The sequence below is a fragment of the Myroides sp. WP-1 genome (genome assembly GCF_014145635.1).
Lineage (GTDB): Bacteria > Bacteroidota > Bacteroidia > Flavobacteriales > Flavobacteriaceae > Flavobacterium.
Genome location: NZ_JACHTC010000016.1, coordinates 63,853 through 78,420 on the forward strand (window position 1 = coordinate 63,853; position 14,568 = coordinate 78,420).

Here is a 14,568-nt window from a genome sequence, read left to right on the forward strand (position 1 = left end):
TTGTGTCTTTTGCGAAATCCAGCAACATAACCCCTTTACTATCAGGATCAAACACCGCTTCCTATCTTCTATTTTTTAACAAAAAAAGAAGCCTTTTTCGTTACAAAAAGTTAAAAATACCCTAAATAGGGTATTTCAGTAAATCAATGATTAAGTGATATTTGCCTTACAAATAAAGAACAAGATAAAGATAGCCGCTTTATATATTAACATATCATTAACCGAAATAAATCATTTTTTTTAAACAAACCTTTAATATTATTATTACGTATGAAAAAAGTAGTTCTAAGTCTAGCTATGCTAGCAATTGGTTTTACAGCGAGTGCTCAAAGCCACAAAAACAACCTTACACAAGCTGGGTCAGGAAATAACACGACGGTAACTCAAACGGGTATTTTACTTAACAACGCTGCAACAAACCAAGAAGGAGATGGAAACACAACTACACTAACACAAAGCGGAAGCCTACACAACTCTAACGTTGAACAAGCTGGAGAAGAGAATAAAGCTTCTGTTGCACAATATGGTGTTGGACAAACTGTAGAAATCAACCAAAGTGGATTAGACAACAGAACTGTTGTTGACCAAAGAGAAGGTGCAAATGGAGCTGTAAATACACAAGAAGGAGAATACAACAGTATCTACGCTACTCAAGATGGATACCTTAACGCTTCAACTATTAGCCAAAACGGAGAAAGAAACGAAATCGTTTCTGAACAAACAGGTGCTTTAAACTTCTCTGTGATGGAACAAAATGGAAATAGCAATACGATTGCATTCACACAAGGAGAATTAGGAAATGATTCGACAATCACACAAAACGGAGATGAAAACAGTGTAGATTTCGTACAAGCTGGATCATTCAATACTTCTGCAATCGGTCAAGCAGGAAACGGGAATGCATATAGCGGAAGTCAATCAGGTACTTCAAACACGAATGTAGTATCACAAGGTGGTGAAGGTAATACAGCAAACTTGGCTGTTACTGGACGTTTTAACACAACAAAATTCAACCAAGAGGGTGATTACAATAATGCTGAAATGGATATCGTAGGAAACGACAACATCGTTAGCATCGACCAATTCGGTGATAACAGTTCTTCTGTTATCAGTGTTGAAGGAAATGACAACCGCGCATACAGCTACCAAATTGACAATTCTGAGTCAATGATTGAACAAATAGGAAATGGAAACGTGGCTCATGTTGTTCAATATGATGCTAACCAAACTTCTGATCTTTATCAAGATGGTACATACAACAGAGCTGAAGTAACACAAAAAGGAGCAAACAACTACAATTATGTAGCTCAAGTAGGCGAAGGTAACGAAGCGTATACCTCTCAAGATGGAAGACTTAATTACTCCGTAATTATGCAAGATGGAACAAACAACAATGCGGTACTAAACCAAACAGGTAATTCACATCAAAATGTAATTAGCCAATCTGGAGTAGGAAACATGGCAACTATTACACAAGGATTAAACTAGTCTTTGGCTAAAACTAAATTGACTGGTAGTTCTACCAGTCAATTTTTCTTTTCATTTTTAACCTCAACTATTTTCTATCATGAAAACTTATCTTGCTTCTGTATTTATTTTTTGTTGCTGTTTGCCCAGCATAGCACAAGAAAATCCGATGGCACTACAAGTCGTTGAACACAAAGGTCAATTGTTGATCCAAAATGCACCAAAAGAGATCTTGAATCAAACCGCGATCCAACAAGATAATGTAGTGGCCGTTTTACAAATTGGCCATAACAACACGGTTCAAACAGTTGTTCAATCTCATACCGCTGATTTGACTTATACACAACAAGGTGACAACAACCATATTGATATTATAGCAAAAGGGGAAGACATCAGACACAACATCGCTCAATACGGTGATCAAAACTCATTTGAAAGTTACAACTTCAACTCTAGCGCACAACAAACACTAGAACTTATTCAACAAGGCAACCAACAAGAGGTGTCAATTTTTGGAGAAAACTCCATGTCAAAAGACATGAAAATAACCCTAGAAGGAAATGATAAAACACTAATTATAAGAAATTTCAATTAGAAACTAGTGCTAATCAACGTTCTTATGAAAACACCATTTATCTACTTCCTCTTTTTTTTTCTTAGTTTTTTTCATTCAAATGCTCAAATCATGAATACGCAAATTGAAGCTATTCTAGATGTTAAACAAGATACTGATCAACTGCACATTACAAGTATAGCACAGAGTAAAACAGAAATCACAACCAGTATATCGTATAAACTATCTCTAATTAAGACCAATTTACTCACTCATAATCAATCTAAAAACGACCAAAGTGGACGTCAAGTTCTTGAACCTTTTCAACGCATTGCGCTTTCTTCTACCCAAGTAAACCTAACAGGTGAAGATCGACTGATTATTCTCTTACTCCTCTATGATGTCAATGACAAATTAATAGGAACAGCACGTCACGTCATCAACGAGACTAGAAATGAAGATCACATAAAAGAAACGCTAACCCAACAAATCGAAGAAGAAGCGAATAAAGCCAAACAAGAAGATATTCCCTACGGGCAAATTAATTTTAAAGGCATTGTAGTGGATGAAACAAAGACAAAAGCTGGTCGAGATTTTTATCAACTCTATTATTCAAACTATCTATCTAGCAATATTAACTCAGAGCATATTATAACGATTACAGAAACAATTACACTGGGAAACAACACCAAAATAACACTCAAAACAAACCAAGCCCTCATTTTTGAATTCTTCGTTCGCACGCAATATGATTACCTCAAATCAATGAGTAATACTGCATTGACGCTGACGTTAAGACATCTAGAACAACTAAGAATAAACAACCAACGAACTAAAACTTTTTAACAATGAAATTCACATTTTATTTATTTGCCTTTTTCATCACCTCTTTATGCTCAGCACAACAGTTGACATACAAACCGATGAATCCCTTTTTTGGCGGTGAAGTTTTTAACTACCAAATGATGCTGAGTTCTGCAAATGCACAAAACTCTTTTAAAGATCCTGCAACGACAAAGCCCAAAACAACGAATAGTTTAAATCAGTTTACGGAACGCTTAAATAGTCAATTATTAAACCAGATTTCCCGTCAATTGTTCAGTGATTCTTTTGGCTCTGAGCTAAAGGAAGGAACTTTTACCTTGGGTAGTTTGTCTGTTGAAATTTACGATTCACTAGAAGGAATGGTTATTAATATTCTCAATACGGAAAATGGTGAACAAACTCAAATCATAATGCCTACCAATTAATTGAATAATGAATTTTTTACGACTTCCCCTAGTAACGATTTTACTGAGTAGTTTGTTGGTTAATTGTGGTGCTTACCTCAATCAGCCCGTTGCCAAACAAAGTGCTCGTACTGGCGAAATAACTTCGACCAGTACTACTTTAAAAAACTTACCCAAACCAAGTGAACCTATTGTTGTTGGTGTTTACAATTTCAGAGATCAAACAGGTCAATACAAAAATATTGAAGTGGGTAGTTCTTTTAGTACAGCAGTACCCCAAGGAGGAACGACAATGCTAAACAAAGCACTAGAAGATAGTGGTTGGTTTACTGTTGTGGAACGAGAAAACCTTGGAAATTTATTAAATGAACGAAACATTATCAATACCACCCGTGAACAATATCGACAAGCGGGAGACAATACACAAAAGCAATTACCTCCTTTGTTATTTGCGGGAGTTTTATTAGAAGGCGGAATTGTTTCCTACGATTCTAATATACTTACTGGCGGTGCCGGTGCTCGCTACTTCGGTGTAGGGGGATCGACGCAATATCGTCAAGATCGCATTACGGTTTACTTACGCGCCGTTTCTACCACAAACGGAAAAGTGTTGAAGACAGTTTATGTTTCTAAAACCATCTTATCTCAAGCAGTATCTGCCAGTCTTTTTAAGTATGTAAACTTTCAGCGTCTACTCGAAGTTGAAACTGGATTTACAGCAAATGAACCGATTCAACTCGCCTTAAAAGACGCTATTGAAAAAGCAGTTGAAAGTATGATTATTGAAGGAATTGAGGCTAGTTTATGGAAAACAAAAGACGGTAAAGATATCGATGACAGGTTACTCGCTTCTTACAATGCACTAAAAAAAGAAGAAGAAGCTACTTTGCTATATGAACGAGAACAAATTGAACGCAAACAGAAAAATGAACTTGCCCTTGCAGGTGGAGTAAATCTCTTCTATGGCGATCTCAAGGAGAAGAAAGTTGGTTATGCTTTTCGATTGGCTTATGCTCGAAAACTGTCTCATACATTTGCTGTTGAACTCAACTTTACTCCAATCGAAATTAGAACAGGAAAAAGTTATACCAACCAAAAATACAGTATTGATGCTAATTTACGTGCATTCCTACTTCCACAAGATAAACTTTCTCCTTACCTCTACCTTGGTCCTGGTGTAATTGGCGATTACTTTATGACACAGAAAAGGGAAGCAAGAGACGAAAAATTCTATTGGAAAATACAGTATGGAGCTGGTCTAAACTACAGTTTCAACTCTTCCTATGCTCTTTTTGCCTTTGCTGAACAGAACTTCACTTTTACAGATAAGTTAGAAGGTGTTAAACAAGGTAAATACAAGGATTATTACTTCAATTTTGGTTTAGGACTCAAATACTATTTTTAAAACAGACACAACACAATGAAACACTTACTTATAAAATTCAGTTGGTTCCCTCTTCTTTTTCTCTTCCTTTCTTGTAGTGAGGATTATGTAGATGAAAATGGTACGGGAAGCGTTACGGGAAAAGTTGTAGCAGCAGAATCAAACACACCATTAGCTAATGTAAAAATAGAAACTTCTCCTAGTTCAACTACTGTATTTACAGATGATAAAGGAAATTTTGTTTTAGAAACGCTTAAACAGGGGGAATATTCTGTTAAGGCTGAAGCAAAAGGTTATACCACCTCTTTTAAAGGTGTTACGGTTTATGAAGGAAAAACAAGCAACGTAATTTTTGAGCTGACATCAGCAAAAAATACACCACCCGCTCCAGCTATTCCAAAATTGATCACACCGATTGACAATGAAGTAATAAAATCAACGGCGGTTGTTTTCAAATGGTCGTCGAAAGATAAAGATAAATCGAAACACAGCTATTCCTTAACACTAAAGAATGATTCAAATACAACAGTAGAAACTTTTACCGAAATTAAGGATACGCTATTTGAATATTCCCATCTAAAACTAGGGGTAAAATACTTTTGGCAAGTAACTGTAGAGGATCAAGTAAATAGTCCCGTAAAAAGTGAAATGGGGAGCTTTAGTGTATATAATGCACCAAAAAACAATCGCTTTTTTTACACCAAAAAAATCCAAGACAATTTAGTTATTTTCTCTTCAGATGATGAAGGAAATGAATTTCAACTTACAGATTCTAAATACAATAGCTTTAGACCTAGAAAAAACGAAACAGCAAATAAAATTGCTTTCTTTCAATCTAATGGAACAGCTTTAGATATCTACACCATGGACACCGATGGAAGTAACGTTAAGAAAATTACTTCTTCTGTTAACCCCAACGGCTTTAATCTCAATGAAATTACTTTTAGTTGGCCCGCTAATAGCAATCAAATTTACTTTGCCAATTTCGATAAACTATATGCGATTAATTCAAATGGACAAGGCTTACAACTCCTGTACCAAACCAAAAATGGCTCTTTTATTTCGGAGGTTGATGTCAATGTGGAGCAACAGCGTATTGCTCTAAAAACCAACAATGCAATGGGGTATCAAGTACATATTTTTTGTATCGATTTTCGAGGAAATCACTTATTTACGGTACTGAAAGATAAACCTGGTGCTAGTAGTGGTTTACAACTTTCTAACAACGGTACGAAGGTCCTTTATGCTTATGATCTAGAGGGAACTGAAAACAGAAACTACCGTCGAATTAGTTCTAAACTTTTTATTTATGATAGCGTTGCCAATCAATCGACAGAAATATCAACTGAGATTGAACCTGGCACCAATGATCTAGAACCTCGTTTTTCACCAAATGAAGCGTATGTAATTTTTACTAATACTTCTAACGATGAACGATCACCACAACACGTTTATATCAAAGAGTTGAATAATCTCCTCAAAACAAGAGTGGAAAAATTTAAAAATGCCGCAATGCCCGATTGGAATTAACATTAAATAATCAACAAAAATGAAACTAATTGCTATATTAAAAAAGTACAGTACACTTTATTTTATTCTTTTACTGTACGTACTTTTTATCAGTTTACTCTTTAGTTTATCAATAAAACTAAAATAAGTACAATTATTTTTATGTGAAAAAGGCTGTCTTTTATGTTGTCAAGACAGCCTTTTCTTTTTATATCAACTCACTTCTACCATTTACTTTTAATAAGTTGTAAATTATTTTCAAGTGATATTTTACCGTATTTTCTGATATACACAAAATGAGCGCAATTTCCTTATTTGTTTTACCTGCTTTGACCAAAGACAAAATAGTTGCTTGTCGTTCTGTCAATACGGGTTGATCTTCTTGTTCTTTTTTCTTTTCTTTTTCTTGCTTTAAGCTGGTATAGTTTGTTTTTAATTCGCGATTCTCTAATTCAATTAATGTTTTTCTCTTTCTGTTTTTCTGGTAAGAAACGAATGAAAACCCAATCAAAAGACAAACCACTACGACAGATCCGAGTAGGATGCTTTGAATCGTTTTGCTCTTTCGTTGTTCTAATACTTTACTTCGCTTTAAAACGTCTTTCTCTACAAAGTAAAGCTTACTACCTAAATGGGGGCTACTATAAGCTGTACCTGTTATCAATACAGCCTCACTTAGCGCTAAACTTTCTTTATTCCATCCAATAGATTGATAGTAGTCGGCCAAAAGACGATGAAGCTCAAGAACCTCTGTTGTTACTTTTAATTCTTCTGCGTAACGCAATCCATGCTCATAACTTTCAACCGCCTTTTCGTGCTTGTTTAATAGCATATACAAACGCAATTGTTCTTTATACACCATCGGTAAATAATCTGATTTTTCTTGTTTGAGTAGTTCGATTGAAACATCCAAATCAATTAATGCGCTGTTGTAGGACTTTTCTTTTTCAATTTTATACAATCCTTCTAAAAAGAGATACAACGCATATTCAGTAGATGAGTATGCTGAACTATACGGTCTTATTTCTTCGACAAGTGCAATGGCTTTTTGGTACTCGTACTGCTTATAATAAAGAACTGCAGAAAATAATTTGTAACGCCCTTCATAGCTGTCTGTTGTTTTTTTGTCTTTTACCGCTTGCTGCAAAAACCACTTTAAATTGCTTTCTGCTTCCGTATAAATTCCAATTTTACTATAAATTTCGTGTTTGAGAAAAAAAGCTTCTGCTTTAACTAGGTTAGAACTAGTAGGATCTAAAACTATCCATTGGAGCTTTTCTATGGCTACTTCATACTCTTCTTTCCTACTCAATTCAGCAATTTCCTGTTCAAGTTCTAGAATTTCTGGTGTTTTTCCCATAACCAGCACGCTCCAAATTCCTATAAAAAAAGTAATCCAAACTTTCATTGCTACTTATAATTTTACGCGGCTATTGACGCGCAACACTTCATAAATGTTTTTTAAATGATATTTTACGGTGTTCTCTGAAACAAACAGCATATTGCCTATTTCCTTATTCGTTCTCCCTTGTTTGACCAATTCAATAATTTCAGTCTGTCTCTCTGTTAATCGAACAGGATTTGAAACATCACTTTCTGTCTTGCTAAATAGGTGTAAGATATCGCTACGCAAACGTTCATTCTCTTCCTCTAATTGTTGTTTGTTTTTTCTTATTCGATTGAGGTATCTAAATAACAAAAGCAAGAGAATGAGTACCAGTAATAAAGAACCAGTTAATGATAGGATAATAAAACGATCGCGTTTTTCTTCTTTCATAATTCGTTCTTGCATAAGCTGACTCTCTAATACATTAAGTCGACCTAATACTCCGCCTTCGTTATATTCTTTAGCTAAAATATTACAGATTTCTTGCGTTTGAACTGCCTTTTCTAAGTTGCCAATTTGCTTATAGAAATACGTCAAATCAAAATACATATTCAAAACATAAACGTCAATATTGTACTCTTTGGCATAATACAACCCTTTTTCAAAACTCTCTATCGATTTATCATATTGATTCATTTTGCGATATAGATCAATTTGTTTGCGATAAATCATCGGTAAGTTTTGAGGATCGTGTTCTTCAAGTAAGGTGATCGATTTTTTATAATATTGTTCTGTTTTTTTCAGCTCATTACGCTTCAATTCCATCGTACCCAATACTGCGTAATAATAGGCTTGGGTTCGAAATGTGATATACTTCAAATCTTCGTCATCTATTGCCAAAAGCAACTGATTAACTTCATCAAATTTAAGCGAATCAAAGGCTAAAAATAATTTTTCCAACTTCACTTGAGCTGAGACTAATTCTTTGTGTTCACTTTTTAACCCCTCTTCTAATGCTAAATCTAAATTGAAATTTGCCTTGTCGTAAATGAACAATCGCTTATACGTTTGATACTTTAAACTGTAGGCTTGATAACGTTCATAATGGGTCGCTTTTTTGTCTTCTATAATGTGTTCTAAAAGCAATATAGTTTGATCAAATTCACTGTCATTATTGTGCTTTGTCACCTTCTTTCCAATCTCAACAAAATCATACGTCTGACTATACATTTGACAAAATGTGCCAAACATCAATAACATAATCGATAAATGTAGAAGAGTTTTTATCATCATCAGAGTCTATACATACAACTATACGCTAAAATAGCATAATTATTTTTACATCTGTAGCTTATTATTTTAAAAAATTCGCAAATAATCACTTAAAAAGGAACCATTCCGTTCCCTTACCTTGAGTTTTGTCCCTTGGCATGTCCACCCAAAAGGGGACACTAAAAAACAAATTAAAAACCTCATAATCAAAACATTAAAAACATCAGGTTTGGTTTTAGTTTGTGTTTCATTTTATTGTATACCAAAAACTACCCAAATACTACCCTTCCAAAAACTTGGTTTTTACCTACAATTCATCATTTTTGTAATGCAAACAACAAACCAACATTCCTAGCCGTTCCCCCCTTTAAACGGTCGTTTGGAAAAATAAAGAACAGTACTCATGTTTCACCCTAAAACCAATACTTTTATTTATCAACTAAACACAAACTCACCTATGCTGGCTAAAACAAAATTTACCCCACAAAATCTTGTGATTGGCTTAATTTTTATTGCCTTTTGCTTGTTGCTACTATTATTAGCAATTCCTCTAGATTTACCCTAAAATCTAGTGTCAGATATACTCGTGGAGCATCAACTACTCCACGTGTTTTTACTTTACTTACCAACGAAAAAAACTTCCTTTTTTATGAACAATTCTACAGAATCCCAATGGTTAGACTTGTACAATAAACAAAATGCAAGATCCAATACCACAAAAAAAGAAAAAGTCGGACAACAACTCTGTACTTATTTCTTTATTTACGATTGTATAGAAGATACTATTCTATTTATTAACTCTGCTTTTACTGCAATAACAGGGCATCATACGGATGGTTTTAACCTCAATTTTCTCATTGACCTGATTCATCCAGCAGATCAATCTTATTTTTTCGAAAACGAAGAAAAAAGATTAGCATTTACCAATGCCCTAAAATTTGAAGAACACTTTCGCTATACTACGAAGTACAGCTACAGGATTCAAAAAGCAGATGCAACCTATTTGCGGATCAAACAAGAATGCCAAGCACTAGAAGTAGATGATCAAGGACATTTAGCCAAAACGTTGATTATCCATAAAATTCAAGATCAAAAAAATTTTTGTGCCCAAAATGACTACAAAATTTTTGATAAGGTCCACAGCATTTACTTGGATTTGAACAATGATTTTAATCTAACTAAACGCGAACTTGAAATTTTAACCTTAATCAAAGAAGGTTTAACGAGTAGAGAAATATCAGGTATGCTCAATGTGAGTATGAATACCATTTTAACACATCGAAAAAACATTTTATACAAAACTAATAGTAGTAGCTTTATTGAATTGGTCAAAAAAATAAGCTGTGCTGAATACTAGTCTTACTCTTCCCCTTAAAGAGTATAAAAAAACAAGTGTTTGATAACCAGCCGTTCAATAGTAATACAACTATTTATACCATTTTGAACGCTTGTTTTATTATTTCTGATTAGTCCCCTAACAACATAAACAATGCAACAATTTAGTCCCTCATTGTTCCAAAACTTACGCCTAGTTTTGGTTCTTTTCTTTATTTGTCTTTCGTTACATGCAAACAATACAGTTCAAACTTCCGTGCAGCATTTAACATTTAGACCTCACCCTACTCAATCAAATCTTATGATTGCTTCTGATTCTTTTGACAATACCTGGATCAAAGGAACAATCAAACCGAGTGAGTTAAACACAGATATGACGTTTCAAATTCAGAATCCTCATATCTATGACTATGAATTATACGTCTTTCAAAAAGATTCTCTTCGAGCGTTAACTCCGAATATTGACAGTAAAAACAATTCCATTCGCTCTAGATTTGCTCAGTATAATTTCAATACAAAAGAGTCTACTTACTATGTTAATCTCAAACAGATTGATACAACAAACCTTCCGATTGTAATTGAAGAACAAACGCAATTTGCTGTTTCAGAATCTTTTCATCTTTTACGCATCGGGCTCTATTATGGTATCGCTATTATGTCTATTGTTTTCAACTTAGTCTTCTACTTTATCTTTCAAGATAAACGCTTTATAACCTATAGTTTATTACAAATCAGCATTTTTACTTCCCTTTTTTTTGAAGATGGTATGTTCTATTACATCTCGAATGGTCATTGGGAAATGAGTGTATTATTAATTTGGAATGTTCCACTTACTTCCTTTTTAGCCTGCTTATTCACGGTTTATTTTTTAGATATTAAACAGTTATTTCAAAGTTATAAGTTGATCTTTATTTCTCTTTTTATTGCTATCCTTTTCTTATCAACAATACAAAGCTTTTTGGCGTTAACCACGTTAAAACACTTGATTAATATTTTGTGTTTTTTACCTCCTTTTTTCTGTTTAATCTTAGCGGCAACGCAGTTCAAAAAGAACGTATATGCGCGTTTTTTACTGTGTACTTTTGGATTAATCCTTTTATTTGGTGTAGGTTACTTTCTTTACATCTATTTCAACTCCAATCAGTTTGCTTGGTTTAATCTGGATACATTCCGCCTAATTAGCAATATCGAATTAATTAGTATCACATTTGCTATTATTTATAAAGTACGCGACCTACAAGATGAAAACAATGGTTATAAAGAACAAATCAATCATTATCTTGTATTGCTAAATAAAAACGCAGATATGCCCTCTAAAATGCATTATCGCCCTTTACTTGATACCTTAGAAAATTTGAGAATTACACATAACCTTACCACAAGAGAAACAGAGGTACTTCAGTGTATTTGGGAAAATATGAGTAATCAAGAAATAGCAGATAAGCTTTTTATTTCGCTAAGTACAACGAAATACCACATCAGCAATTTGTACACCAAACTAGAAGTCAAAAATAGAAATCAAGCTCTATTATTTAAAAAGAAAAAATAGCGTGTATTTTAAAAAAGGGTGTTTACTAAAAAACACCCTTTTTTTACTGTATTATTTTAAATCCCACAGCTGGATTATCAAAAAAAAATTGCTTGCGTCTTTTCAATACTTGATAACGTAGCTTTATATCTCTAGGATAATAAACTCACTACGTCTGTTTAACTGGTGTTCTGCAGCAGTACACGGTACGCCATTGCTACACTTATTCAGCAATTGACTCTCTCCATATCCTTTACCTGTTAAACGATTTGGATCAATACCCTGCTTAATTAACCAAGCTATTGTTGATTTTACACGGCGATCTGATAAACTCATATTATAAGTATCATTTCCTCTGCTGTCTGTATGCGAACGAACATCTAATTTTATCGTTGGATATTCTTTCATAACCTCCACGACTTTCATCAGTTCAATCGCTGCATCTTTGCGAATATTCGATTTGTCAAAATCAAAGTAGATCGGTTTTAACTGTAATTTTTTCACTAAATCATCGTGAACCTCCATCGTTTTTTCAAGTCCTAAATGAACCGTATAAGTTCCTGTTTCATTTTTAGCTTGTAACACAACTTCAACTTCGCTATACGTTTCTTTACTTGCTTTAACAGCGTATCTTGTACCGCAATCAATATCAGTTATGCGATACGTTCCATCGACATCTGTAGTAAATTGATATTCTTTTTTATCGGCAAGATTTACAATCGTAACTATTGCCTTGCTAAGTTTTTCTTTGGTACGCTGATCGTAAACTGTTCCTTCTATTTCATGTAAACAGTGTTTGACAAGGGCATATATATTGTCTCCACCTTTTCCTTCACTACGGTTCGAAGATACAAATCCATGTCCTCTACCAGCATCATAATAGAATCCAAAATCATCTAAACTGCTATTTACTGGTTTTCCAAGATTTTCTACAGGACCAAAACTGCCATCTTCTTTTATTGTTGACACAAAAACATCAAGTCCACCTAACCCCAAATGACCATCAGAGGCAAAAAACAATTGGTTGTCCGAAGAAATGAAAGGAAAACTCTCTCGCCCTTCGGTATTGATTGTATTTCCTAAATTTTCTACTTCTCCATATCCTCCATTTTCATATAGCGCTACGCGAAACAAATCTGATTGTCCCATTGTTCCCGCTCTATCAGAAGCAAAATACAGCCATTTACCATCCGGTGTTAAAGCAGGATGGGATGTATTAAAATTGTCTGAATTAAATGGCAATTCCTCTACTAGTCCCCACTTCCCATCCGATTGCTTTAGCGCTCTATATAACTTTAATAAGGATGATTTATCTTTATTTTGTTTACTTTTTCCATTTTTCTTAGCGTTATTACGTGTAAAATACATCGTATTCCCATCTTTAGAGAAAACAGCAGTTGCTTCATTGACTTGTGAATCATCAGCAAAGTCAACTAATACGGGCATTTCTAATCTTCCTGTCCCCTGTATTGTAGCACGATACAATTGTGTGAATGGTTCATTTGTCCAGCTATGGATATCTTGTACTACATCACGAGCAGATGTAAATACAAACTGATCTCCAACTACGGTTCCTCCATAATCGGAATAATCGCTATTAATATCCAATATATCAACAGCATATGTTGAGGGTATACGTTCTATCTGCTGAATATAATTTCGATTTTGATTGTAGCGTTTGGCTCTAGAATCTTCTTTTTCCATCGCAGCAAACTGATCCATCAACTCTTTCGACTTGTCGTAGTTCTCTACGGATTTTAGTGTTTGTGCATAGCGATAGTAGTATTCTGAGGGCAATAGTGACGTGTCTTTATCCTCATACGTTCCTTCAAAAAGAGCTGTATACCACTTGTTGGCTTCTGCTAATTTTCCGTTGAAATAGTAAGCATCGCCCAAGTTTTGTAAGATAGACGTATTGGTTTTTCCTTTCTCAACAAGCGCTTGATACCCTGTAATTGCTTTCGTGTAATCCAAGCGATCAAAATTTTTGTTGGCTTGTTTCTCTTTTTTTATCTGGCTGTATCCTACAAGGCTAAAGCTCAAAGCTGCACTTAAGATACTCAGTTGTATGATCTGTTTTACCATTCTTTTTCCTTTTAGAAGAACCTTGGCGCGGTGATGCGCTTAAAGCCGTTAAACAATGTAAAGCGCATAAAGATCTCGTGTGATCCGGAGTTGTAATTAGCCAGCTTTGTCGTCTCTGCATCGTAGCTATAACCTACAAAAATGTTCTCCGAAACTTGGAAGCCTACCAAACCACTCACCGAAGCATCCCAACGGTAAGCAATACCCGCTGTAAACTTATTGACAAACATAAAGTTCGCAGATACGTCTACTTGCAATGGCGAGCCTTGCTCGATTTTTACCATCGCAGCTGGTTTGAATTTGATATCGTTACTCAAATCAAAAACATAACCCCCTGTTGCATACACGTGCAGTTTCTCGCGAAGTGTTTTAATGTCGTTGTCGTTGTAGCGAGAACGAGTCAACAAATTCGGGGCAGATAAGCCTACATAGGCTTTGTCTGAGTACAAGAACAAGCCCGCTCCTATATTGGGTGTGAATTTGTTCTTAATATCACTCTCAGCGACAGGATCAGATGGATTGTAAATGTGCAACTTGCTGTAGTTCACATCCAGTAAATTAGCTGATCCCTTCAGTCCAAAGGCCAATTTGTAGTGGTAATTCAAATCAATAGCATACGATAAATCTACCGATAAGGTATTGTCATCCATTACCCCTAAATGGTCATTGACAAAGTTTACTCCTAATCCTAATCCTGAATCTCCCAAAGGAGTATTTACGGATAAGGTTGCTGTTTTGGGAGCTCCTTCTACCCCAACCCATTGGGTGCGATACAAGCCAAAGATGTTTAATCCCTCATTACTACCCGCATAAGCAGGGTTGATGTTTGAGTGATTGTACATGTATTGTGTATATTGTGGATCTTGTTGGGCATAGGTC

Annotated in this window: 12 protein-coding genes; 8 read left to right on the top strand and 4 right to left on the bottom strand. The window is 34.8% G+C overall.

From position 1 onward, the window contains the following. Positions 1 to 270 precede the first annotated feature (270 nt). The 6 genes from H4K33_RS13235 (at position 271) to H4K33_RS13260 (ending at position 6,163) form a co-directional block, all read left to right on the top strand. The gene (locus H4K33_RS13235; protein WP_182649747.1) at positions 271 to 1,488 is read left to right on the top strand and encodes a hypothetical protein; all 1,218 of its coding nucleotides are present in this window, start codon (positions 271 to 273) and stop codon (positions 1,486 to 1,488) included. A gap of 79 nt (positions 1,489 to 1,567) precedes the next feature. Beyond that, positions 1,568 to 2,062, top strand: coding sequence for a hypothetical protein (locus tag H4K33_RS13240; protein ID WP_182649749.1), 495 nt, complete (start codon positions 1,568 to 1,570; stop codon positions 2,060 to 2,062). Positions 2,063 to 2,152: 90 nt separating this feature from the next. Further along, a complete protein-coding gene (locus H4K33_RS13245; protein WP_182649751.1) occupies positions 2,153 to 2,866 on the top strand; it encodes a CsgE family curli-type amyloid fiber assembly protein in 714 nt (237 codons plus the stop codon). A gap of 2 nt (positions 2,867 to 2,868) precedes the next feature. Continuing rightward, complete coding sequence (locus H4K33_RS13250) at positions 2,869 to 3,270, top strand: curli assembly protein CsgF (protein WP_182649753.1); 402 nt, start codon at positions 2,869 to 2,871, stop codon at positions 3,268 to 3,270. Between the two features lie 7 nt (positions 3,271 to 3,277). Next, a complete protein-coding gene (locus H4K33_RS13255; RefSeq protein WP_182649755.1) occupies positions 3,278 to 4,654 on the top strand; it encodes a CsgG/HfaB family protein in 1,377 nt (458 codons plus the stop codon). Positions 4,655 to 4,669: 15 nt separating this feature from the next. After that, positions 4,670 to 6,163, top strand: a complete 1,494-nt coding sequence (locus H4K33_RS13260) for a carboxypeptidase regulatory-like domain-containing protein (RefSeq protein ID WP_182649758.1) — start codon at positions 4,670 to 4,672, stop codon at positions 6,161 to 6,163. A 187-nt stretch (positions 6,164 to 6,350) separates the two neighbouring features. Here the strand turns inward: H4K33_RS13260 and H4K33_RS13265 are convergent, their stop codons facing one another. Together H4K33_RS13265 and H4K33_RS13270 are read right to left on the bottom strand one after the other, a co-directional pair. Further along, positions 6,351 to 7,550, bottom strand: coding sequence for a helix-turn-helix transcriptional regulator (locus tag H4K33_RS13265; protein WP_182649759.1), 1,200 nt, complete (start codon positions 7,548 to 7,550; stop codon positions 6,351 to 6,353). A gap of 6 nt (positions 7,551 to 7,556) precedes the next feature. After that, a complete protein-coding gene (locus H4K33_RS13270; protein ID WP_220485328.1) occupies positions 7,557 to 8,729 on the bottom strand; it encodes a LuxR C-terminal-related transcriptional regulator in 1,173 nt (390 codons plus the stop codon). A 661-nt stretch (positions 8,730 to 9,390) separates the two neighbouring features. Here H4K33_RS13270 and H4K33_RS13275 point away from each other — a divergent pair. After that, entirely contained in the window at positions 9,391 to 10,098 is a 708-nt protein-coding gene (locus H4K33_RS13275; RefSeq protein ID WP_182649763.1) for a LuxR C-terminal-related transcriptional regulator, read from the top strand. Between the two features lie 279 nt (positions 10,099 to 10,377). After that, positions 10,378 to 11,625: a LuxR C-terminal-related transcriptional regulator gene (locus tag H4K33_RS13280; RefSeq protein WP_220485329.1), complete on the top strand. Its 1,248-nt coding sequence runs from the start codon at positions 10,378 to 10,380 to the stop codon at positions 11,623 to 11,625. Between the two features lie 123 nt (positions 11,626 to 11,748). On the opposite strand, the gene H4K33_RS13285 is transcribed toward H4K33_RS13280, so the two are convergent. Both H4K33_RS13285 and H4K33_RS13290 read right to left on the bottom strand, forming a co-directional pair. Continuing rightward, positions 11,749 to 13,689, bottom strand: a complete 1,941-nt coding sequence (locus H4K33_RS13285; RefSeq protein WP_182649767.1) for an OmpA family protein — start codon at positions 13,687 to 13,689, stop codon at positions 11,749 to 11,751. A gap of 11 nt (positions 13,690 to 13,700) precedes the next feature. After that, positions 13,701 to 14,568: type IX secretion system membrane protein PorP/SprF (locus H4K33_RS13290; RefSeq protein ID WP_182649769.1), on the bottom strand; the 868-nt coding region annotated here is incomplete at its 5' end.